The organism is Salinimicrobium xinjiangense DSM 19287 (genome assembly GCF_000423585.1).
Classification (GTDB): Bacteria; Bacteroidota; Bacteroidia; order Flavobacteriales; family Flavobacteriaceae; genus Salinimicrobium; species Salinimicrobium xinjiangense.
On sequence record NZ_AUIG01000001.1, the window covers coordinates 137,161 to 160,040 of the forward strand.

General features: G+C 42.6%; 23 protein-coding genes. 15 read left to right on the forward strand and 8 right to left on the reverse strand.

All coding sequences use genetic code 11. From position 1 onward, the window contains the following. The first annotated feature begins 2 nt into the window (after positions 1 to 2). The 6 genes from G564_RS0100605 to G564_RS0100635 all read left to right on the forward strand — a co-directional run bounded on the left by G564_RS0100605 (position 3) and on the right by G564_RS0100635 (position 6,490). On the forward strand, positions 3 to 1,154 hold the full coding sequence (locus G564_RS0100605) for a DUF2891 domain-containing protein (RefSeq protein WP_029035947.1): 1,152 nt from the start codon (positions 3 to 5) through the stop codon (positions 1,152 to 1,154). Next, positions 1,151 to 2,374: an Nramp family divalent metal transporter gene (locus G564_RS0100610; RefSeq protein ID WP_029035948.1), complete on the forward strand. Its 1,224-nt coding sequence runs from the start codon at positions 1,151 to 1,153 to the stop codon at positions 2,372 to 2,374. The genes G564_RS0100605 and G564_RS0100610 overlap by 4 nt, the downstream gene beginning before the upstream one ends. Position 2,375: 1 nt before the next feature. Next, on the forward strand, positions 2,376 to 3,113 hold the full coding sequence (pxpA, locus tag G564_RS0100615; protein ID WP_029035949.1) for a 5-oxoprolinase subunit PxpA: 738 nt from the start codon (positions 2,376 to 2,378) through the stop codon (positions 3,111 to 3,113). After that, entirely contained in the window at positions 3,113 to 3,844 is a 732-nt protein-coding gene (gene pxpB, locus G564_RS0100620; protein WP_037373234.1) for a 5-oxoprolinase subunit PxpB, read from the forward strand. Before pxpA ends, pxpB begins: the two co-directional genes overlap by 1 nt. Beyond that, positions 3,834 to 4,706, forward strand: a complete 873-nt coding sequence (locus G564_RS0100625) for a 5-oxoprolinase subunit C family protein (RefSeq protein ID WP_029035951.1) — start codon at positions 3,834 to 3,836, stop codon at positions 4,704 to 4,706. Before pxpB ends, G564_RS0100625 begins: the two co-directional genes overlap by 11 nt. Before the next feature lie 260 nt (positions 4,707 to 4,966). After that, the gene (locus G564_RS0100635; RefSeq protein ID WP_029035952.1) at positions 4,967 to 6,490 is read left to right on the forward strand and encodes a carbon-nitrogen hydrolase family protein; all 1,524 of its coding nucleotides are present in this window, start codon (positions 4,967 to 4,969) and stop codon (positions 6,488 to 6,490) included. Here G564_RS0100635 and G564_RS0100640 read toward each other — a convergent pair whose 3' ends face one another. Both G564_RS0100640 and G564_RS19695 read right to left on the reverse strand, forming a co-directional pair. After that, positions 6,491 to 7,894 carry an aldehyde dehydrogenase gene (locus tag G564_RS0100640; RefSeq protein WP_051205210.1) on the reverse strand — a complete coding sequence of 468 codons (1,404 nt, stop codon included), beginning with the start codon at positions 7,892 to 7,894 and terminating at the stop codon, positions 6,491 to 6,493. A gap of 36 nt (positions 7,895 to 7,930) precedes the next feature. Continuing rightward, positions 7,931 to 8,638 (reverse strand): energy transducer TonB, encoded by a 708-nt coding sequence (locus tag G564_RS19695; RefSeq protein WP_029035954.1) that lies wholly within the window; start codon positions 8,636 to 8,638, stop codon positions 7,931 to 7,933. Positions 8,639 to 9,118: 480 nt separating this feature from the next. Between G564_RS19695 and G564_RS0100655 the strand changes: the two genes are divergently transcribed. The 8 genes from G564_RS0100655 (at position 9,119) to argH (ending at position 17,437) form a co-directional block, all read left to right on the forward strand. Further along, the gene (locus G564_RS0100655) at positions 9,119 to 9,760 is read left to right on the forward strand and encodes a GNAT family N-acetyltransferase (RefSeq protein WP_029035955.1); all 642 of its coding nucleotides are present in this window, start codon (positions 9,119 to 9,121) and stop codon (positions 9,758 to 9,760) included. Position 9,761: 1 nt separating this feature from the next. Further along, positions 9,762 to 10,949 carry an argininosuccinate synthase gene (locus tag G564_RS0100660; protein WP_029035956.1) on the forward strand — a complete coding sequence of 396 codons (1,188 nt, stop codon included), beginning with the start codon at positions 9,762 to 9,764 and terminating at the stop codon, positions 10,947 to 10,949. Continuing rightward, positions 10,946 to 11,911: an N-acetyl-gamma-glutamyl-phosphate reductase gene (argC, locus tag G564_RS0100665; RefSeq protein WP_029035957.1), complete on the forward strand. Its 966-nt coding sequence runs from the start codon at positions 10,946 to 10,948 to the stop codon at positions 11,909 to 11,911. The genes G564_RS0100660 and argC overlap by 4 nt, the downstream gene beginning before the upstream one ends. 11 nt (positions 11,912 to 11,922) lie before the next feature. Beyond that, entirely contained in the window at positions 11,923 to 13,047 is a 1,125-nt protein-coding gene (locus tag G564_RS0100670; protein ID WP_029035958.1) for an aspartate aminotransferase family protein, read from the forward strand. A gap of 69 nt (positions 13,048 to 13,116) precedes the next feature. Further along, positions 13,117 to 14,070 (forward strand): N-acetylornithine carbamoyltransferase, encoded by a 954-nt coding sequence (locus tag G564_RS0100675; protein ID WP_029035959.1) that lies wholly within the window; start codon positions 13,117 to 13,119, stop codon positions 14,068 to 14,070. Between the two features lie 119 nt (positions 14,071 to 14,189). Beyond that, positions 14,190 to 14,966 carry an acetylglutamate kinase gene (gene argB, locus G564_RS0100680; protein ID WP_029035960.1) on the forward strand — a complete coding sequence of 259 codons (777 nt, stop codon included), beginning with the start codon at positions 14,190 to 14,192 and terminating at the stop codon, positions 14,964 to 14,966. Beyond that, positions 14,966 to 16,033 (forward strand): M20 family metallo-hydrolase, encoded by a 1,068-nt coding sequence (locus G564_RS0100685; protein ID WP_029035961.1) that lies wholly within the window; start codon positions 14,966 to 14,968, stop codon positions 16,031 to 16,033. The genes argB and G564_RS0100685 overlap by 1 nt, the downstream gene beginning before the upstream one ends. Before the next feature lie 123 nt (positions 16,034 to 16,156). Further along, positions 16,157 to 17,437 carry an argininosuccinate lyase gene (gene argH / locus G564_RS0100690; RefSeq protein ID WP_029035962.1) on the forward strand — a complete coding sequence of 427 codons (1,281 nt, stop codon included), beginning with the start codon at positions 16,157 to 16,159 and terminating at the stop codon, positions 17,435 to 17,437. Positions 17,438 to 17,485: 48 nt separating this feature from the next. Here the strand turns inward: argH and G564_RS0100695 are convergent, their stop codons facing one another. Genes G564_RS0100695 through panB form a run of 5 tightly spaced genes read right to left on the reverse strand, consistent with a single transcriptional unit; the run spans position 17,486 to position 20,322 of the window. After that, the gene (locus G564_RS0100695; protein ID WP_029035963.1) at positions 17,486 to 18,184 is read right to left on the reverse strand and encodes an RluA family pseudouridine synthase; all 699 of its coding nucleotides are present in this window, start codon (positions 18,182 to 18,184) and stop codon (positions 17,486 to 17,488) included. An 11-nt stretch (positions 18,185 to 18,195) separates the two neighbouring features. After that, entirely contained in the window at positions 18,196 to 18,612 is a 417-nt protein-coding gene (locus G564_RS0100700; protein WP_029035964.1) for a hypothetical protein, read from the reverse strand. After that, positions 18,609 to 19,034: a hypothetical protein gene (locus tag G564_RS0100705; protein ID WP_029035965.1), complete on the reverse strand. Its 426-nt coding sequence runs from the start codon at positions 19,032 to 19,034 to the stop codon at positions 18,609 to 18,611. The genes G564_RS0100700 and G564_RS0100705 overlap by 4 nt, the downstream gene beginning before the upstream one ends. Beyond that, complete coding sequence (locus tag G564_RS0100710; protein ID WP_029035966.1) at positions 19,028 to 19,462, reverse strand: hypothetical protein; 435 nt, start codon at positions 19,460 to 19,462, stop codon at positions 19,028 to 19,030. The genes G564_RS0100705 and G564_RS0100710 overlap by 7 nt, the downstream gene beginning before the upstream one ends. A 41-nt stretch (positions 19,463 to 19,503) precedes the next feature. Next, positions 19,504 to 20,322, reverse strand: coding sequence for a 3-methyl-2-oxobutanoate hydroxymethyltransferase (gene panB, locus G564_RS0100715; protein WP_029035967.1), 819 nt, complete (start codon positions 20,320 to 20,322; stop codon positions 19,504 to 19,506). Between the two features lie 57 nt (positions 20,323 to 20,379). Between panB and G564_RS0100720 the strand changes: the two genes are divergently transcribed. After that, complete coding sequence (locus tag G564_RS0100720) at positions 20,380 to 20,856, forward strand: nuclear transport factor 2 family protein (RefSeq protein WP_037373235.1); 477 nt, start codon at positions 20,380 to 20,382, stop codon at positions 20,854 to 20,856. Between the two features lie 432 nt (positions 20,857 to 21,288). On the opposite strand, the gene G564_RS0100730 is transcribed toward G564_RS0100720, so the two are convergent. Then, positions 21,289 to 22,713, reverse strand: coding sequence for an L-serine ammonia-lyase (locus G564_RS0100730; RefSeq protein ID WP_029035969.1), 1,425 nt, complete (start codon positions 22,711 to 22,713; stop codon positions 21,289 to 21,291). Positions 22,714 to 22,880: the final 167 nt, after the last annotated feature.

Here is a 22,880-nt window from a genome sequence, read left to right on the forward strand (position 1 = left end):
ATATGAAGAAAATAATTGTTAGCATGGCCGTACTGGCTATGATAAGTTGTAAAGGTGACAACGAAACGAGTTCAGAAGCCGAAAGGGGACAGGATACTACCCTTGCAAATGAAGCTGTTGCTATGCTGGAGAAACCAAAATCTGTAGTACTTACTGTGGAAGAAGCTAACAAGCTCGCGCAGCTTCCGCTGGATTGCCTCAATGTGGAATATCCAAATAAATTAAATCAGACGCTCGCAGGAGCCGATGAGATTGGGGAGCCAAGAGAGCTGCATCCGGCGTTCTATGGCTGTTTTGACTGGCATTCTTCTGTTCACGGACACTGGACGCTTGTAAGTCTGCTTAAGCAATTTCCCGATCTTAAAAAAGCCGATGAAATAAGGAAGAAACTAAAGGCTTCCCTTTCCGAAGAGAATATCCGGGCCGAAGTCCGCTACTTCAGCAATGAGCAGGAGAGCTCTTTTGAGCGTACCTATGGATGGGCATGGGTACTAAAACTGGCGCAGGAGCTCGAGACCTGGGAGGATCCTCTTGGAGCTGAATTAAGCAAAAATCTACAGCCACTTACCAACCTGATGGTTGAGAAGTTCAAAGGATTTCTTCCAAAACTTAATTATCCTATACGTGTAGGGGAACACACGAATACTGCTTTCGCTCTCGTTCTGGCAAGGGATTATGCTATTGCAATGAATAGAGAAGAACTTAAAATGCTGATAGATAAGAGGTCCAGGGATTATTATTTAAATGATGATCATTGTCCTGTTGAGTGGGAGCCCAGCGGTTTTGATTTTCTATCACCCTGTTTTTCAGAAATTGATATTATGCGCCGGGTTTTGGCAAAAAACGCTTTCAGACTTTGGATGGAAGATTTTATGCCGCAACTTAAAAACAAAGATTTCTCCCTTGAAGTGGCTGAAGTGACAGATCGAACAGATGGTAAACTGGTGCATTTGGACGGATTAAACTTTAGCAGGGCCTGGGTGCTCTACGGGCTGGCAAATCAATATCCGGACCAATACGGTCATTTACGTTCGCTGGCCGATAAACATGTAGCTCATTCATTTCCAAATCTGGTTGGCGACACTTATGAAGGTGGTCACTGGCTGGGATCCTTTGCGCTGTATGCCATCCAGGAAAGTAATGGAGAAAATTGAAGAACTGGTTTAAAGAATTAGGCCCGGGAATTTTAGTTTCAGCAGCTTTTATTGGCCCGGGAACAGTTACTGTATGCACTCTGGCAGGAGTGGAATTTGGTTTTGCACTGTTGTGGGCACTGCTTCTTTCAATAATAGCCTGTATCATCCTGCAGGAAATGGCAGCACGGGTTGGCATAATTACTCAGAAAGGGCTAAGCGAGGTGATAAGAGAGGAGATCAAAAATCCCCTTTTTAAGACCCTTTCTATTCTGCTGATATTTTCGGCGATTGTAATTGGTAACGCCGCCTATGAAGCGGGAAATATTTCGGGAGCAGTATTGGGGATATCTGCCGTTGTTCCTGCGTACATTCTTGATGTCGGCTTTGTTTCTCTTAACCTGTGGAGCCTGGTGATTGGGCTGTTAGCTTTTATCCTCCTTGCCATTGGGAACTATAAGCTGCTCGAGAAGGTTTTTATTGGGCTCGTTGGCGTTATGAGTGTATCTTTTCTTGTAACTGCAGTAATGACGCAGCCCAAGCTATCAGAATTGTTTACAGGCCTGTTTGTGCCCTCAAAAGGAGGTGCGGGTATCTTAACTGTCATGGCTTTGATCGGAACAACTGTGGTTCCTTATAATCTTTTTTTACACGCCTCCCTGGTGAGTGAAAAATGGAAGGAAAGATCCTCCTTAAAGACTGCCCAAAAAGAGCTTTTTTGGAGCATAAGTCTCGGCGGAATTGTCTCTATTGCCATTGTCGTTACTGCAGCAGCTTCGGGAGTCACAAATGTGACAACGGCCGCCGATCTTGCCGTGGGGCTGGAGCCGCTGTTTGGGAGTTTTGCCACCTGGTTTATCGCGCTGGGACTTTTCGCAGCGGGAATTTCCTCTTCTATAACTGCGCCTCTGGCAGCGGCTTACGTGGTAAGCGGTTGTATGGGATGGAAAAAAAGCTTAACTTCAGTAAGGTTCAAACTGGTTTGGGCCTTTGTGCTTATAATGGGAATGATCTTTTCATCTCTGGGATTTCAGCCCGTGGAAATCATTAGGTTTGCCCAGGTCGCTAATGGGTTATTACTCCCGGTGGTAGCCATATTTTTATTATGGATCGTAAACCGTCCTGCAGTCATGGGAAGTTCGCGCAATTCTGTGCTTCTCAATATAGTCGGATTTCTCATAATCGGGATCACTATCTTTCTGGGTGCCAGGTCAATAATCACTGTTCTTCAAAACTTTTAGTATGAAAATTATACATATCAACTGCGATCTTGGAGAAGGAGGGGAGTATGATAAGGAGCTTATGCCTCTAATTTCTGCCTGCAACATTGCCTGTGGCGGACATGCCGGTACTTTAGAAACTATGCAGCATACGGTAGATCTTGCTATGGAACATGGAGTCGAAATAGGCGCTCATCCTTCGTACCCCGATAAGGAAAACTTCGGAAGGATCTCTGTAGAAATAAACAGAAAGGAACTTAAGCGTTCCCTGGTTGCACAGATAATGACTTTAAAACAGATCACAGAAGCTGAAGGAGCTTTACTCACGCATGTAAAACCTCATGGTGCACTTTACAATGATGCTCAAAAAAATGAGGAAATCGCACAGGTCATAATCGATTCTGTACTCGAATTTGGAGATGACCTTGTCTTGTACGCTCCTTATGGTTCTGAGATCTGCAGGCTTGCAGAAGGTAAACTGAAAGTGAAATTCGAGGCCTTTGCAGACAGGAATTACAACCCCGACAGAAGCCTTGTTTCACGAGTAGAAAAAGGCGCAGTTATTAATAAAAAAGAAGAGGTTTTGGAGCACCTTTTTTCCATGATCTCTGACGGAAAAATAAGCTGTCAAAAAGAAGAAAAAATAGACTGCTTTGCCACCACTTTTTGTCTGCACAGCGACACAAAAAATTCGGTGGAAATTCTGAAATATTTACACTCAGAATTGCAGTCCAGGAACATCAAAATTCTTCACGCATAATGGATCATTTCCCGAAGATCAGAAAGATGGGGGAGCGGGCTTATCTGGTTGAATTTGAACAGAAAATAAGCGCAGAGGTGCTTCAGAAAGTGCTTTTTTATAAAGAAATTATCCAGAAGAAATTAATTAAAGAAAAGGTTGAGGTAATTAACACATACAACTCATTATTAATTACTTGGCACGAGTCTATAGAGGATGCTTATAGTGCTTTTCGGGAGCTTGAAAAGCTGATTGAGACAGCGAATATACAGGAAAAATCTCAATGCAGGATATTTAGAATACCTGTGTGTTATGATGAGAGTTTTGGACTGGACCTTGCTGAAATTTCTTCAGCGAAAAACCTTTCCCGGGAGGAGATAATCCGGCTGCATTCTTCAGCAAATTATGTGATCTATTTCATCGGATTTTTACCCGGATTTCTATACCTGGGGGGACTACCCGATGAGCTTCATTTTCCGCGTCGGAAAGAGCCGCGTTTGGAGGTCCAAAAAGGGGCAGTTGGAATAGGTGAAAAACAGACTGGCATCTACCCTCAAAAAAGCCCCGGCGGATGGAATATTATAGGTAATTCTCCGGTGCCACTTTTTGAGGTGCATTCAGATCCTCCAAGTCCGTTTTTGCCGGGAGACAGGATCAGGTTTTATCCTGTAAGTGGGGAAGAGCATGAGGAGATCTCAAAACAGGTCGAATCGGGGGAATTCAAGTTTAAAATGGCAGAAGATGAAAGCTGAAGTTGAAGTTTTACATCCGGGACTGTTTTCAAGTATTCAGGATGGCGGCAGGTTTGGGTACCGGAAGTATGGAGTTCCCCAATCGGGACCAATGGATAATGCTGCTTCCGCACTGGCTAACCTTCTTTTGCAGCAGGAACGCGACACGGCGGTAATGGAGATAACCCTACAGGGACCAAAACTTAAATTTCTATGCCCTACTCAAATCGTTATCACCGGAGCTTCACTTTCACCGCGTCTTGATGAAGAGGAGCTAAGGAATAATCGTGTTTATTCAGTCAGCGCAGGGCAGGTTCTAAGCTTTGGAAAAAGAATTTCCGGATCCCGGGCCTACCTCTCCATTAAAAACGGATTTAAGACAGAGGAAGTATTGAGAAGTTTGAGCTGGAGCCCGGGAATCACTCAATTCTCCCGACTGGAAAAAGGCATGAAATTGCCCTTTTTGGGAGTTAATGAAAAAAGCATTAGCAGTCTCTCGTCTGTAGGAGAACTTGATCATTTGGCTTCAGAAATTGTGGAAGCCTTTCCAGGACCCGAATTTCACCTGCTCTCAACTACCGAAAAAAATATGCTTCAAAAATCGCATTTTTCAGTAGGAAGAAACAGCAACCGTATGGGAATTCAGTTTGAAGAGGAATTAAAAAATAATCTGGAACCAATAATTACTGCCCCTGTGATCCCGGGAACCGTACAGTTAACACCCTCGGGAAAAATCATTGCTTTGATGAGAGACTGCCAAACTACAGGTGGTTATCCACGCATCCTTCAGCTCAGCGAAGCAGGAATAAACGTTCTGGCACAAAAGGTTCCGGGAGAAAAGATCCGGATTAAATTAATTAAATACCTTAAGGAAGTAAACTAAACCACACAAGGTGCCAACCAGTGTTCACCCGGTTACCCTACATTCCCCGGCAAACAAAGAGGGGCACCTGTCGTAGTAAATTTGTTCTGTAAATTTAAACATAACTGTATTAGGAATACTCTCTTTTCTAAAGATTTAATTGTTTTGGTCAAAAGATTTTCTAAAAATGTCAAAAGATAAGCTTTTGGCAACGAGTAAGTTTGGCTGCTGCAGATTTTTAAAGAAGCAGGAAAAGGATATCTTTGTAAAAAAAACTGCACGTGATAGAATCTGCAAAAATTGAATTAAGAAATTTAAGCGTTAAGGACTACAAGGAGCTGAAGATCTCCATGATAGAGAGTTATGATGCGTTGGCTAATGAATACTGGAGTGAAAAGGAGATCAAGAACCTGATAAAAAAATTTCCTGATGGTCAGTTTTGCATAGTCATCGATGAGAAGATTGCCGGTTGTGCCCTTTCCATTATAGTCGATTACAATAAGTTTGACGACAATCACACCTACGAGCAGATCACCGGAGGCGAAAATTTCTCTACTCATACTAAAAATGGAGATGTTCTTTACGGCATAGATGTTTTTATACATCCGGAATACCGTGGGATGCGCCTGGGCCGTCGCTTGTATGAGGCCCGTAAGGAGCTTTGCGAACAATTGAATCTCAAATCCATTATTTTTGGAGGGCGTATCCCAAATTACGCCGATTATGCCGAAGAGCTTACTCCCAAACAATATATTGAAAAAGTGAAAGTCAAGGAGATCCATGACCCTGTGCTTTCATTTCAGCTTTCCAATGATTTTCACGTAAAAAAAGTGATCAAGGGTTATCTGCCCGGAGACTACGAAAGCAAGGAGTTCGCAACGCTCATGGAGTGGAATAACATTTACTACACCAAACCAGATAAGCTAATCAATACGGCCAAGACAGTGGTGCGACTGGGGCTGGTACAGTGGCAAATGCGACTTTTTAAGGATTTTGACGCCCTTGTATCCCAGATTGAATTCTTTGTGGATGCCGTAAGTGATTATCAGAGTGATTTTATACTGTTTCCGGAACTCTTTAATGCTCCGTTAATGGCCGAATACAACCACCTCAACGAGGCTGAAGCCATCCGCTCCCTGGCCTCATACACAGATAAGTTGCTGGAGACCTTTGTGGATTTTGCGATTACCTACAATATCAACATCATTACCGGAAGTATGCCACAGATCATTGGGGAGCACATGTATAACGTAGGTTATTTATGCCGTCGCGATGGTAGTTATGAACGTTATGAAAAACTTCATATCACTCCGGCCGAAGGTTCTGCCTGGGGTATGAAAGGAGGAAGCATGCTGAAGACCATGGATACCGACTGCGGAAAGATTGGTGTGCTTATATGTTATGATGTGGAATTTCCCGAGCTTGGCAGATTGCTGGCAGAACAGGGAATGAATATCTTATTTGTGCCTTTTATGACCGATACTCAGAACGGTTATTCCCGCGTACGTCTTTGCGCCATGAGCCGTGCCATTGAGAATGAATGTTACGTGGCTATTGCAGGATCTGTAGGGAATCTTCCAAAGGTGAACAATATGGATATACAGTACGCGCAAAGTGCGGTGTTTACGCCTTCAGATTTCTCATTTCCCGTAAACGGGATCAAGGCTGAAGCTACGCCGAATACCGAAAGCACTTTATTGGTAGATGTAGATCTTGATCTGCTAAAAGAACTACACAACTTCGGAAGCGTACGAAACCTCAAGGACCGCAGGAAGGATCTCTATTCCCTGAAGCTCAAAAAATAATTACAGCCTCTTCATCAGCTTTTTAATAAGCGAGAGTTTTCCCTCATAAGGAGCATATCGCAGCGGGATATCTATCCAGGTAGCCCGCTTGCTGATACTTTTCTTGTGGGTGAAAGTGTCAAAAGAAAATTTCCCGTGGTAGCCGCCATATCCACTGCTACCCACTCCACCAAAAGGTAATTTTTTATTTGCAAAATGTACCACAACATCATTGATAGTACCTCCTCCAAACCGTATTGTGGTCATAATCTTCTCTAAAAAATCTTTGTCTTCAGCGAAGACGTAGAGCGAAAGAGGATCGGGATAATGAGCGATGATCTTCTCCATTTCTTTTTCATCTGAAAAGGAGAGCACCGGAAGAATAGGACCAAAGATCTCCTCCTGCATTACTTCAGAATCTAAAGAAGGTTCATTTAAAAGCGTAGGAGCGATGTAATTATCATCGGCTGATGTCTCACCTCCGGTGATGATCGTTTGGCCCTCCAGCATCGCCTTAAGTCGTTCAAAGTTCTTTTTATTGATGATCCTGGCGTAATCGGGAGATTCTTTCGGGCTTTCACCAAAGGCAGCCTTAATTTCCTTTTTTACAGCCTCAGTAAATTCAGTTTTTTTCTTTTTATCGATGAGGATATAATCGGGAGAGATGCAGGTTTGTCCGGCGTTAATAAATTTCCCCCAAACGATCCTCTTTGCCGCTAGCTCGATCTTTGCTGATTTATGAATGATACACGGATTCTTTCCGCCGAGTTCCAGGGTCGCAGGAGTGAGGTTCGGGGCTATAGCCTGGGCTACGATCCTTCCAACCGGGACGCTTCCGGTGAAAAAAACGTAATCCCACTTTTGTTCCAAAAGTTCTTTTGATGCTTCAACACCTCCAAGGACTACTGCGGCCTGTGCTTCAGGATAAACTTCAGCAAATATTTCTTTGGTGAGTTGGGAAGTGGCAGGCGCAAATTCGCTTGGCTTGATCACTACCGTATTTCCCGCAGCTAAGGCTCCGATGGCTGGAGAAACACTCAGCTGAAAAGGATAATTCCACGGCGCCAGGACCAGTACATTCCCGTAAGGCTGCGGATAAATATGATCTGATGATGGGAAGTTAAGCAGGCTGCTTTTTACCTTTTTTGGCGCTGCCCATTTTTCTAATTTCTTAATGATAAGCTTCAGCTCACTGAGAATTATGGCAGTCTCGGTAGCATAGGTTTCAAACTCGGGTTTTTTAAAATCTTTAAAAAGAGCTTCAGCAATATCTTTTTCCCGCTCTTTAATAAGCTTTTTTAAAGCCTTTAATCTTGATATTCTTTCAGAAACATCGAAAGTTATACCCTCTTCAAAAAAGGATCTTTGGGAGGTGAGTATTTTCGGAATATCAACTTTCGCGGAGGTTTTTATTTCTTCGGCCATAGTGTTCCCTGTAAATGCAGTAAAGTATGCAGGTATTTATCTAAAGGTCAAAGGTAGGGAATATTTCACCCTAACAGGATTACCATCTTGTTTTCCCGGCTCCCATCGAGGCATATTACTAACAGTATTGTAGGCTGCAAGATTAAGAGCAGGAGATGTGCTTTCTTCTATTTCAACATCGGTCACTGAGCCATCCACATCAATCACAAACCCTACCACTACACGCCCCCCAGCTATACCCTTAGGTTTTGTAGTGTTTCTTTTTATATACTGAATACGTGCTTTCTCCCCTCCGGGAAATTCGGGTCGTATTTCCATTGCATACCAGGGGACTTCATTCCCTTCTGAATCCCAGATCTTTCCTTCCTGAAATTCACCGTTCTCGTAGATATCCTTTCTTTTAAGGCGCCCATCTCGCCAATAAGAAACAAAAAAACCATCCAGTTTTCCATTCCTATACTCACTCTCCGTCCAAAGGGTGCCATCCTTCTTCCACTTCTTTCTTTTACCTTCCAGAATGTCCTTCTTATAAGAGCTGTAATATTCTTCAACCATAATTTGTCCGGAATTTGAAAATATTCTTTTCCATCCCGAATCGGAATTCACCGGGTCTCTCTCTAATACCTTGAAATATTCTGAAGCCGTCCGGGAGACAGGTTTATATTTTTTATCTAAATAAATAGTATCCTGGGAAAATAATTGTAGGCTGCTTAACAAAAAAAATGCAAATAGTAATAACCTCATATGAAATATTATTTGTGGGAAAAAATACCCCAAAAAACCAAAAGATGCTAAAGGAAAACCGGAATGAGTGAAGATTATACTATCTGATGTAAGTATGCTTTTGATTATGAAGATGTTAAGGGTTAATTTAAATTTATTTTTAAAACTATTTTGTCGTTTTAAAAAAAGCTATACATTTACCCCGTGATTTTGAAAAACGAAATAATAATAAGGCCCCTTTTGCGCCGCCGGATGTAATTCATCCGCCAGTGCAGTTTTCTCTATTGTCTTATTTTATTTTACCATTATCTATTTTGAATCACATTTTTCCACAAATTATTTTTTGCAGCCTTTTCAGGATTTCTCCTGAATATGCTTTTAGGCGCATTCGCAGCCTACGCCGCACGTTTGTGCGTGCTTAATTCTATGGAACTTAGGTGAGTCCGGTTCTTCTTTCGAAAATTACAAATCCAATTTTTTTAACCTTTAATTCTTTAGCACATGAAAATTGTCATTGCTAATAACTCTCACGCCAAATACGCAGAAATTATCTGCGATACTATTGAGGAATCTGCAAGAGTCCGCGGTACAGGTATCGCACGTCGTACACCCGAATATATACTCACGAAGATGGAGAATGGCAACGCCATTATTGCTCTCGAAGGGGAAAAATTCGCTGGATTTTGCTATATAGAGGTATGGAGTCATGAAAAGTTTGTGGCCAACTCCGGTCTTATTGTTCATCCCGACTTTCGCAACCGGGGCCTGGCAAAGGATATAAAAAAGGCCGTTTTTGAACATTCCCGTAAAAAGTATCCAAATGCGAAAATTTTCGGGATTACCACCGGGCTTGCCGTTATGAAAATTAATTATGAGCTGGGTTACCAACCTGTGACTTTCAGTGAGCTTACAGAAGATGAAAGCTTCTGGAAAGGTTGTCAAACCTGTAAGAATTATGACATCCTTACCCGTACAGAAAGAAAAATGTGCCTTTGTACAGGAATGCTTTACGATCCTGCCAAAAAGGTAAAATTAAAGGAAAGATCCAGATTAAATGATAAGGCATTTACCAGGCTTAAGAGCATTAAGCAAACCTTGTTCTTTAAAAAGGAAAAAGCAGAGAATAAAATTAAAATTGACTAAAATGAAAAAATTAGTATTGGCATATAGCGGCGGGTTAGATACTTCCTACTGTGCTAAATATTTATCTAAGGAAGAGAATTATGAAGTTCATGCGGTAAGTGTTAATACCGGCGGATTTTCACAGGAGGAAATAGACAGGATAGGAGAGAATGCAAAAAAGATTGGAGCTACTTCGTACCTGAACCTCAATGCCGTTTCTTCTTTTTACGAAAAGGTGGTTAAATATCTCATTTTTGGAAACGTATTAAAGAATGACACCTATCCCCTTTCTGTTAGTGCAGAACGTATTATTCAGGCGATTGAAATCGTGAATTACGCAAAGAAGATCGGTGGCACTGCCATTGCTCATGGAAGTACCGGGGCAGGTAACGACCAGGTGCGTTTTGATATGATCTTTCAGACCCTCGCTCCCGAAATAGAAATTATTACCCCAATAAGAGATAAAAAGCTCAGTAGAAAGGAGGAGATAGATTACCTAAAGGCCAACGGTGTAGAAATGAACTGGGAAAAAGCAAAATATTCAATTAACAAGGGCCTTTGGGGTACCAGTGTAGGTGGAGCTGAAACATTAACCTCAGAAAAACCCCTACCGGAATCTGCATTTCCTTCACAACTTCAGGAAAAAGAACCTTCTAAGGTGAGCCTGACTTTCACAAAAGGAGAACTTTCAGCAGTAAATGGAGAGAAAGACAGTCCGGAGAAGAATATCGAAAAGCTGGAAAAACTGGCTTCAGTTTATGCAATTGGAAGAGATATTCACGTGGGGGATACCATAATCGGAATAAAAGGAAGGGTTGGTTTTGAAGCCGCGGCAGCATTGATCACGATCAAAGCTCATCACCTTTTGGAGAAACACACATTGAGCAAGTGGCAACTTCAGCATAAGAATACTATCGCAAACTGGTACGGCATGCACCTGCACGAGGGGCAGTACCTTGATCCGGTAATGCGCGATTTCGAAGCTTTTCTGCAGAATTCACAGGAGCAGGTGACCGGCGAGGTTTTCGTGAGTCTTCATCCGTACAGATTTACTCTTGATGGAATTTCTTCGCCTTTTGACCTTATGAATAGCGGCTTTGGGAAATATGGAGAAGAGAACAATGCCTGGACCGCACAGGATGCCAAAGGCTTCATAAAAATTAATTCTAACGCCGGAAAGATCTACCAGCACGTAAAAGAACAGCAATGATCAAAGCAGGAATTATTGGCGGAGCAGGGTATACGGCAGGCGAACTGCTGCGGATTCTCCTGAGGCACCCGCAGGTGAAGATAGATTTTGTCTACAGTACTTCACAACCCGGAAAACCGGTTGCTGGTATACACCAGGATCTGCTTGGAGAGACCGATTTGAATTTCACAGATAAGATCAACCTTGAGGTAGATGTGGTTTTTCTTTGCCTGGGACATGGAAATTCAATAAAATTCCTGAAGGAAAACGAATTTTCTGAAGAGACCAGAGTAATTGATCTCAGCACCGATTTTAGGATTTCGGCTAAAGACCACTCCTTTGTATACGGCCTTCCGGAATTTAGAAGAGATGAGATAAAGCAGGCTAAGCATATTGCTAATCCGGGATGTTTTGCCACGGCTATTAGTCTGGCCATACTTCCATTGGCCGCCGAAAATTTGATTGAGGATGAGGTGCACGTGAACGCCGTAACAGGAGCCACCGGGGCAGGAACTTCATTATCTGAAACCACTCATTTCAGCTGGAGGGACAATAACTTTTCGGCATATAAGGCATTTGAACATCAGCATCTTGGGGAGATTGATCAGAGTTTAAAAATGCTTCAGAAGGAAAAGGAATTCGGAATAAATTTTATTCCCAACCGTGGTAATTTCTCCCGCGGAATCCATGCCACTGCTTATACCAGCTTTTCCGGGAGTATTGAACATGCAATGGACATCTATCAAAAATATTATGAAGATGCGGCCTTTACTTTCGTAACAGAGGAAGATGTGCATCTAAAGCAGGTGGTCAACACGAACAAGTGTTTGTTAAGGCTTCAGAGATTAGGCAATAAGCTGCTTATAACTTCTGTAATAGACAATCTGCTGAAAGGTGCCTCCGGACAGGCAGTTCAAAATATGAACCTGATGTTCGGCTTTCCTGAAAAGGAAGGGCTCAACCTGAAAGCGAATTACTTTTAAAAGACTGTGGTATGAAATTATTTGACGTTTATCCATTATACGATATTACTCCCGTGAAAGGGGAAGGAGTTTATGTATATGATGAAAATGGAAAAAAATATCTGGATCTGTATGGCGGTCACGCGGTGATCTCCATTGGACATTCGCATCCTTCTTACGTGAAGGCAATTAGCGAGCAGGTGCAGAAGCTCGGATTTTATTCAAACTCTATTGTCAATCCCCTGCAACAGGAACTGGCCAACAAATTAGAGAAGATCTCAGGGGTTCAAGGTTATGAGTTGTTTTTATGCAATTCGGGTGCAGAGGCGAATGAAAATGCGCTTAAGTTGGCTTCTTTCCACACAGGCAAAAGCCGCGTGATCTATTTCGAAAAAGCTTTCCACGGAAGGACTTCAGCAGCAGTGGCGGTGACGGATAACGAGTCGATCAAAGCTCCGCTGAACCTGCAGCACAACACAGCCAGGCTTCCTTCTGAAGATCTTCTCAAACTGGAGGCAGAATTGAAAAAAGGAGATGTTGCCGCTGTGATCTTTGAAGTCATTCAGGGAGTGGGCGGTCTGGAAGAAGCTTCTTCAGATTTTTACAGGGGAATAGCTGAACTGTGCAGGAAATATGGAGTGGTATCCATTGCCGATGAGGTGCAGGCCGGTTACGGACGAACAGGTGATTTTTTTGCCTTTCAGAAACATGGAATACATCCTGATATTATTTCCCTGGCAAAAGGAATGGGAAATGGTTTCCCGATTGGAGGGATTCTGATCGATGAGGCGATTAAAGCCAAATCGGGCATGCTGGGTACCACCTTTGGTGGAAATCACCTTGCATGTGCTGCCGCGATCTCTGTACTGGATGTGATGGAAAAAGAAAACTTGCTGGCAAATGCTGCATCGGTGTTCCAATACGTAAAGAAAAAAGCCGCTCAAATTCCGGAGATCAAAAACCTGAAAGGCCGCGGATTAATGTTAGGACTGGAATTTGAACACGAAATTACTTCTCTAAGAAAGAAGTTGCTGTTCGACCACCAGGTCTTTACAGGGGCTTCTTCAAACAAAAAACAGTTGAGGATCCTGCCTCCATTAACTATAAAAGAAAAGCATTTTGACCTCTTTTTCGAGGCGTTGCAATCAGCTTTATAGAAATAAGAAATAAAAGATAATCCAGACTTCACTGGTTTAAAAACCGGTAAGGTTTCAAAAATAAAAAAATTGAAAGACTACATAAACAGTTCAGATATAGAAGATTTGAATTCTTTGATTGAAGAAGCACTTCAGCTAAAGAAGACGAACACCGTACCCGAATTAGGTAAGGGCAAAACCCTTGGAATGCTGTTCTTTAACCCCAGCCTTAGAACCCGGTTGAGCACAGAGAAAGCAGCAAAACTCCTCGGGATGGAAGTACTGGTAATGAATGTTGGTACAGACGGTTGGGCTCTCGAATTTGAGGATGGTGCGGTGATGAACGGAAACAAGGCTGAGCACATAAAAGAAGCTGCAGGAGTATTGTCGCAGTATTGTGACATTATCGCTGTTCGCGCCTTTCCGGAACTTGTTGATCGTGATAAGGATGAACAGGAGCTGGTAATGAATGGCTTTAAAAAATTTGCTTCGGTACCTGTTATCAATCTTGAAAGTGCCACTGGACATCCCCTGCAGGGATTGACAGATGCACTGACTATCCTGGAGCTAAAAAAAGTAAAGAAGCCAAAGGTGGTGTTAACCTGGGCGCCTCATCCGCGGGCCTTGCCACAATCTGTTCCGAATTCTTTCGTCGAATTTATGCAGCAAATAGATGTGGACCTGGTGATCACTAATCCTGAAGCTTATGATTTAAATCCGGCGGTTGTAAAAAATACTCCTGTGTTACACGATCAAGCTGAAGCCTTAGAAGACGCAGATTTCGTGTATGTCAAGAACTGGAGCAGTTATGAGCAGTATGGTAAAATTCTGAATACAGACCCTTCCTGGACGTTTAATGAGGAGAAATTAAATATTACTAACAATGCAAAAGTGATGCATTGCCTGCCGGTGAGAAGAAATGTAGTGATCAGTGACGGGGTATTGGACGGTGAGAATTCGGTGGTCATTCAGCAGGCAGGAAACCGGACTTTTGCCGCTCAGGCAGTTTTGAAGCGGTTATTGGGGACGTTGGGGAATGGTTAATTGGTGATTGGTGATTGGGGATTGGTGATTGGTGATTGGATTGTGGAAACACCCTTTTTAAGGGGCTGTTCTCTGTCCTCTGTCCACTGACCACTAGTTTTAATATTTGTGACAAAAAGATGAAAATGGTTTTAAAGGTTGTAAAAATAGGAGGGAAGCTTATCGAAAATGAGGAAAAGCTTAAGGTTTTTCTGAAGGATTTCACTGCTCTCGAAGGTCCCAAGATCCTGGTACACGGTGGTGGAAATATGGCTACAGACCTGGCCATGAAACTTGGTTTCGAGACAAAAATGGTCGATGGCCGACGGATCACTGATGAAAATTCAATGAAAGTGATCACCATGGTCTATGGCGGACTCATCAACAAGAAAATTGTTGCGGGATTACAGCATTTGGGCTGTAATGCGATTGGGTTATGTGGGGCAGACGGGAAAAGTATTGTTTCAAGGAAAAGACCTGCCGGGGAGATCGATTTCGGTTTAGTGGGAGATATAGAAGAGGTCAATACATCATTCATCTCATCGCTGGTTGAACAGGAGATTGTACCCGTATTTTCGGCCATTTCTTATAGTGAGGAGGGGGAATTACTGAACACGAACGCAGATTCTGTTGCCGCAGAAATTGCCAGTGCCATGTCAGACCAGTATGAAACTCTGCTCTATTATTGCTTTGAGAAGAAAGGAGTCTTGAGCAATTTAAATGACGATGAATCGGTTATAGAAATTCTTAATCTGGAAAACTATAAAATTTTGCTGGAAGAAAAGATCATCACCGAAGGCATGTTGCCAAAGCTGCACAACTGTTTTTCAGTTTTGAACCGGAATGTTTCGAAAATTTATCTTGGAGATGCTTCTTTATTGCAGCAAAATTCAAAACATACCAAAATTACAATCTAATGCATATTGCTACACTGCAGATTGAAGCCTTGGAATTGCTAAAAAAGCTGATTCAAACCCCTTCCTTTTCCGGAGAAGAAAGTGGTACGGCTGATCTGCTGGAAAATTGGTTTAAAGATCATAATATTCCTTTCAGCAGACATCTGAACAATGTTTGGGCGGTTAACAAAAATTTCGACAAGGCTAAACCTACCCTGTTGCTGAATTCTCACCACGATACGGTGAAGCCAAATTCAGCGTATACGAGAGATCCCTTTGAAGCCAAGATTGTGGACGGCAAATTATACGGACTGGGAAGTAATGATGCGGGCGGTTGCCTGGTATCATTGCTCGCGACTTTTACTTACTTCTATGAGGCAACAGATCTTTCCTGGAATCTTCTCTTTGCAGGAACTGCCGAGGAAGAAACGAATGGGAAAAACGGCATTTCATGTCTGCTGCCAATAATACCAAATATTGATACCGCTATTGTTGGGGAACCAACTTTAATGGATCTGGCAATTGCAGAAAAAGGCCTGGTAGTTTTTGATGCGGTAATTAAAGGAACACCCTCTCATGCTGCCCATCCAAATGGCAACAATGCCATCTACAAAACTGCTTCTGTGCTCGAATGGTTTCAGAAGTATAAATTTGAAAAAGAGTCTGAAGCTTTGGGGTCGGTTAAAATGACAGTCACTCAGATCAACGCCGGAACCCAACATAACGTGATCCCCGGAAAAGTGGAGCTTGTGATCGATGTAAGAGTGAATGACCGCTATTCAAATGCTGAAATTGAAGAGATCCTGCAGAAAGAGGCACCGATAGACGAGATAAAAGCCAGATCACTGCGTTTAAATTCTTCCTCTATTCCAAAGGAGCATGAGCTGGTACAGGCGGGAATTTCCCTGGGGATGGCAACCTATGGCTCTCCAACCCTGTCTGACCAGGCGATGCTCTCCTGTCCTTCGCTAAAACTGGGACCGGGAGATTCGACACGTTCGCACTCGGCAGATGAATCCATCTTCGTGAGGGAAATCGGGGAAGGTATTGAGAAGTATATCAAATTGCTGGAAAAGGCCATAAAATAACAATTGTAGGTCATCCTGAATTTATTTCAGGATCTTATTCTGGTTATTATCATAAAATAGAAGCTGAAACAAGTTCAGCTTGACAGTTTAAGAAAGTTGTTGAAGAAATAAAATGATTAGAATATGAAACTCTGGGACAAAGGAATATCAATAGACAAACAAATAGAAAAGTTCACGGTTGGCAACGACCGGGAACTGGACCTGCATCTTGCGAAATATGATATTCAGGCATCCATAGCACATGGAAAAATGCTGGGGAAGGTTGGGATCATGGATGAAGAAGAAGTGGAGCAGATAGTTTCTGAACTACGGAAGTTAGCAAAATCAGTAGAGGAGGGAACTTTTACAATTGAAGAGGATTTTGAGGATGTGCACTCTAAAATTGAATATGAACTCACAGCCGCTTTGGGAGAAACAGGTAAAAAGATCCATACTGCGCGTTCAAGAAATGATCAGGTTTTGGTGGCAATGCAGCTGTACTTTAAAGAGAATCTTCAGGAGATCTCTTCTAAAACCGGAAAACTAATTGATCTGCTTCTTGAACTGGCAGAGGAGCACAAAGAAAAGGTGCTTCCCGGCTATACTCACTTGCAGGTGGCCATGCCATCTTCTTTTGGCTTGTGGTTTTCAGCTTATGCTGAGTTATTGATCGATGATCTGTACCTGCTCGAAGCCGGACTAAAAATTGTGGATCAGAACCCGTTGGGATCGGCTGCAGGATACGGTTCCTCGTTTCCCATCGACCGGGAATTCACTACCAAAGAACTCGGCTTTTCTACTCTCAAATACAATGTAGTGGCAGCACAGATGAGTCGTGGGAAATGCGAACGAACTGCAACTTCAAATATAGCTTCCCTGGCCAATACGCTTTCCAGGTTTGCAATGGATATTTGCCTGTACATGAGCGAGAATTTCGATTTCATCACTTTCCCTGATGAATTGACCACCGGTTCCAGTATAATGCCTCATAAAAAGAACCCGGATGTTTTTGAACTTATACGGGGAAAATGCAACAAGCTGCAGGCGATTGCTAATGAAATGATCCTTATCACTAATAACCTCCCAAGCGGATATCACAGGGATTACCAGCTTATCAAAGAAAACAGCATCTATGCTATGGAAAACATGAAAGAGATACTGGACGTTTTCACTCATTCCATTGCGCAGGTAAAAGTGAAGGAGGTAAATCTTGAAGATGAAAAGTACAGGTACTTGTTTACCGTTGACAGTATTAATGATCTTGTAATGCAGGGAAAATCCTTTAGAGAAGCTTATAAGAAGATTGGTGCCGAGGTAGAAAAAGGTTCATATCAACCCGGAACATCAAAGAAGCATTCCCATCTTGGAAGTAAAGACAATTTAGCTTTGGAAGAGATTAGAAAGAAGAAAAATAATTTGCACTAAACCTTCTCGTTCTAACCAAAGCTTTGTTTGAAAAAATGGTTATGCTTATTAAGAACAGGCATCCCAAATAGGATTCTGTGGCGGAGGAGCGGTAATTTCCAGTTTCTCCTTTTTCACCGGGTGCTCAAGAACCAGCTTTCGCGCATGAAGATGTATGCTTCCGTCTTTGTTGCTTCGGTCGAATCCGTATTTAAGATCTCCCTTGATAGGGCAGCCAATGGCCGATAGCTGACTCCGGATCTGGTGATGTCTACCCGTGTGCAGGTCGATCTCCAGGAGAAAATAATTGTTGAGGCTCTTTAGAATATGGTACTCTAAAATTGCTTTTTTGGAATCCGGTACTTCTTTGATGTGGGCGTAGGATTTATTCTGCTTTGGATTCCGCTTCATGAAATGTACAAGCGTGTCCTCCTGTTTTGGCGGCGGATTTTTCACAATTGCCCAGTAGGTCTTTTTTGCGTCCTTTTCTTTAAATAGCTTGTTGAGGCGGGGAAGGGCTTTGGAAGTTTTGGCGAAAACAACAATTCCGCTGGTGGGGCGGTCGAGTCGGTGAACCACTCCGAGATAAACTTTTCCGGGTTTGTTGTATTTGATCTTTATATACTCCTTTACCACCTCACTTAGTGGCACATCTCCAGTCTTGTCACCCTGCACAATATCCCCCGGGCGTTTGTTTACGATGATCAAATGATTGTCTTCGTAAAGCACCTGTAGGTTATGCGGAGTGGAGATTATTTTATCTGTCAAAAAAGGGAAATTTAACTGTATTTATATTCTTTAAGAGAAGCCTCCTCAAAGGTAACATCCAGGGACCTCAGGTATTTATTGAGTTCTTCCCTCTGAGATTTATTGACTAATTCTGAATTGATCTTCAGTTTCTTATCTGAAGTAAACAAAGTATAGTCCCCGGCAAACTTCCTGATTTTTTCTACTTCAGAAAGAGAAACAGATTTGGAAATTAATCCGCCTCTTATAAGGCTGCCATTATCGAACTTCAAGTAAGGCATCTTCAATTGGTAAATACCCGAAATCAAATGAAGCAGGCCAACAACTATAAAACCATACCGGAAAATATTATCTGGCTCGGTTACGGCGAAGTAGATACCCAGGATGAAAAAAAGTGAACCCAGGATCAACTCTTTCCAAATTATTTTCTTGTAGTACCTGAAGGTCATATTGCAGATTTTTCAGCAGTCTCAGAAAAAGAATTTTTTTCCGGTTCCAGATCTAATGAAGCCAGAAATTCTTTAAATGCAGGAAAGTCTTCTTTGTTAATTAATTTCGTGCTGATATTTAGTTCTTTATGAGGTGTCAAAAATGTAATTTCGTCAGTAATTTTTTTTATTCTGGTAATCTGTCTGAGATCAATTCTCTTTTTTCTTCCAGGCACGAAATAAGTGAGCACTTGATTTTCTATTCTCAAACACTGAAACTTTAATTTATAAAAGCTTGATCCCAAATATAATATACCTAAAGCTGTAAAAAGATATTTAAAGATATCGGAGCCGAAAATTATTCCTAAAATTCCAGCCAGCAGATATAACGAACCAACGGTAAAATCTGCTATTAAATGCTTATTTGAATATCTAATTACCATCCTTCAGAAGATATTGCCCGGCACCAACCGATAAAAGGATTCTTCTGAGACTCGAGCTCCAGGGAGCCTAAAACCCGGTAAAGATCTTTTATCGACTCTTTATCAATGACTGAGGTGTTAATGCTAAAATTTGTTTCAGGTGATGTCAGTTTAATCCTCCCCGGCAAGGATTGGATTCGATTGATTGTTGAGAGGGAAATGGACCTTTTTCTCAGCGAATATTTGGTCAATATTCCATCTTCAATACTTAAATAACCAAATTTTCGCTCGAGAAAGAAACTACCAACCATCAATATTCCCAGGATTAGTTGGACGTAGTGGATAAAACCGGCTGTTCCTTCAAAAGCTTTTAAGGCTCCAAAAATGGCAAATGCTGCTCCCAAAGCACCATTTAAGAAAACTCTACTCTTTGAATATTGGATCTTCATGAAAGGACCACTTCGTACTTCTAACTTCTAATATCTAACTTCTAGTATTGTTCTTCGTCTGATGGGAAATTCCTGCTCTTCACATCATCCCGGTATTGCTCAAAAGCCTTCGTCATCTCTGAATATAGATCCAGATATCTTCTCAAGAACCGCGGATTAAATTCGTGGGTCATTCCTATCATGTCGTGAACTACCAGCACCTGGCCGTCAACTCCATTTCCGGCACCAATTCCAATAACCGGAATAGTCAGACTCTCTGCTACTTCTTTGGCCAGTTTGGCAGGAACTTTTTCAAGAACAAGAGCAAAACATCCGGCTTTTTCAAGCATAAGAGCATCAGTCTTTAATTTTTCAGCTTCGGCGTCTTCCTTTGCGCGAACAGTGTAAGTTCCGAATTTATAAATGGACTGCGGAGTTAAACCCAAATGTCCCATCACCGGAATTCCGGCATTGAGAATCCGTTTTACTGAATCTTTAATTTCTTTTCCGCCTTCCAGTTTTACTGCATGTCCGCCGCTTTCTTTCATGATCCTGATGGAAGACCGCAAAGCTTCTTTAGGATCACTTTGATAACTTCCGAAGGGAAGGTCCACAACCACTAAAGCTCTTTCTACCGCTCTCACTACGCTTGCCGCATGATAGATCATTTGATCAAGGGTAATAGGAAGGGTTGTTTCGTGTCCCGCCATTACATTACTGGCCGAATCGCCTACAAGTATTACATCTATGCCTGCACCATCCACAATCTTTGCCATAGAAAAATCATAGGCGGTGAGCATGGAGATCTTTTCTCCGTTGGCTTTCATTTCCACCAGAGATTTTGTGGTAACGCGTTTGTACTCTTTCTTTGCGACTGACATAGGGTAAAAATTAAAATTCAGGTAAAAGTACTAAATTACCTTCAAAACCGTATAGCCATGAAAAGACTTGTAACGAGTGTCGTTTTTCTCCTTTTTGGAGCCTTTGCAATAGCTCAGGATATTTCTGAAGAAGATAAGGTAAAAGAAGTTATAAATACCTTTTTTGAAGGTTTCCATGCCCGGGATTCGATTATTATGAAGTCTGCATTCCATGAAGATCCTGTTGTGCAAACTATTGGCAGAACCAAAGAAGGCGACACGAAACTTGTCAAAGAGGAGCTGGAAAAGGTTCTGAAGGGAATAGTTTCTATACCCCTGGAAACGGAATTCAAAGAGGTGCTACATGATTATGTCATCAAAATAGACGGAGACATGGCAAATGCCTGGACACCTTATTCGTTTTATCTAAACGATACTTTTAGCCATTGTGGGGTGAATAATTTTCAGCTTATGAAGCAAAAAGGAGAATGGAATATCATCTACCTGATCGATACCAGGAGGAAGGAAGGATGTGAGGAGAAGAAATTAAAGTGATTCCTGTTGCGGGTTGCCTGTTGCCGGTTGCCGGTTCCCGAATTCCTGTTCGTCCCAAATTTCAGTTTTCCGCTTAAAAAAGTTTTGACAAAATTCCGCTGCGCGGGTGTGGCGCCTGACCACCCCGTCTCCGCCTCCCGGCGGAGCCACCCCTCCTTAAAAAAAGGAGGGGAGCTGTTGGAGACATTTCGCTGCGCGAAACCCTCCTCGGGAGGAGGGAGTTCAAATTGATAATTCCGCTTCGCGTTCACTGCCTTAGGCAGGAAATTTCATTTAAAGCTGAAATGTGCAGCCCGGAGGGGAAGTCGTGTACGACTTCCTAGGGTTCCTCTCCTTTTTTCAAGGAGGGGTGCCAGCAGGGCGGGGTGGTCAAAGTCTAAAATCTCAATACTCTCCCGATATAGCTATCGGGACTAATATCTCAATACTATCCTAACAGTCACTCAAACTCACCCTCACCGCCAATCCGCCTTCTGAGGTTTCTTTGTATTTCGAGTTCATATCTTTTGCAGTTTCCCACATGGTCTCGATTACCTTGTCCAATGGAACTTTCGCGTGGATGGAATCGGCATCCATGGCCATTTCTGCAGCGTTAATGGCTTTAATTGCGCCCATGGAGTTTCTTTCAATACATGGTATTTGAACGAGTCCGGCGATGGGGTCGCAGGTTAGGCCCAAGTGGTGTTCCATAGCTATTTCCGCAGCCATCATTACCTGTTCGGGAGAACCGCCCATTACTTCAGTTAGCGCTCCGGCGGCCATGGAAGAGGAAACTCCGATTTCTGCCTGACAACCACCCATGGCCGCAGAAATTGTTGCTCCTTTTTTAAACAAACTTCCAATTTCACCGGCTACTAGAAGGAACTGCTTTATCTTTTCAAATCCGGCGTCGTGGTTTTCTATGGTGAGGTAGTACATGACAACCGCAGGAATTACTCCGGCGCTTCCGTTGGTTGGCGCTGTTACCACACGTCCCAAAGAAGCATTTACCTCATTAACGCCTAAAGCGAAGCAGCTTACCCATTTTAGAATGGAACGGAATTTCACTTCGGTGTTTCGAATAGCTTCGATCCATTCTTCCTTGTTTTCATATTTTGAATCACCGATAAGCTTTTTGTGAGAGTCCGGGGCCCGGCGGCGCACGTTAAGCCCACCGGGGAGGGTGCCTTCGGTATGACAGCCCAGGTACATGGATTCCAGCATTACATCCCATATGGCTTTTAGTCCGGCGTCGATCTCTTCTTCAGTCCGAAGGGATTTTTCGTTCTCGTAAACGATTTCAGAGATCTTCTTGTTCTCCTGCTTACAAAAAGCACCCAGTTCGGTTCCCTTAACTATAGGAAAAGGAAATTCTTTAAATTTCTTCAGTTGCTTTTTTGCATTCTTCCTTTCTTCCTTTACGACAAATCCCCCGCCGATGGAGTAGAAGGTGGAGGAGGTGGTTTTTCCGGAGGAAAGGAGGGCGGTAAATTTCATTCCGTTGGGATGGAATGGCAGGAACTTCTTATTGAAGACGATATCGTTTACGAGGTCAAAGTCGATACTGCGTTCGCCGTTCAGATTAAGACGGTTAAATGTCTTAATGTTATTGATCTCAGGATCAATATTTTCTACGGGTACAGTGACAGGATCATAGCCTAAAAGTCCGAGCACCGAAGCCAGGTCTGTGGCGTGACCTTTTCCGGTAAGGGAAAGGGAACCATAGAGGTTGATGGTCACTTTTTCCACCTGATCAAACCTTCCGGCTTCCTTTAATTCTGCGATCCATCTTTCGGCAGCCCTCCATGGACCAAGGGTGTGGGAGCTGGACGGTCCAACTCCTATTTTAAGCATGTCAAAAACGCTGATACTCTCCATTCTCAATCTTTAGCGGGCAAAGGTAATAATCCCTTCAGCAATTTCAGAATAAAAATCCTTGCCAAAAATTGTAGCAAATGACGGCCTTCAGGTGTCAAAAATGACATCCTGTCATATAATTTCCGGTGGCATAATGATTGACTTTAAGAGGTTGTTCAAAAAATTAA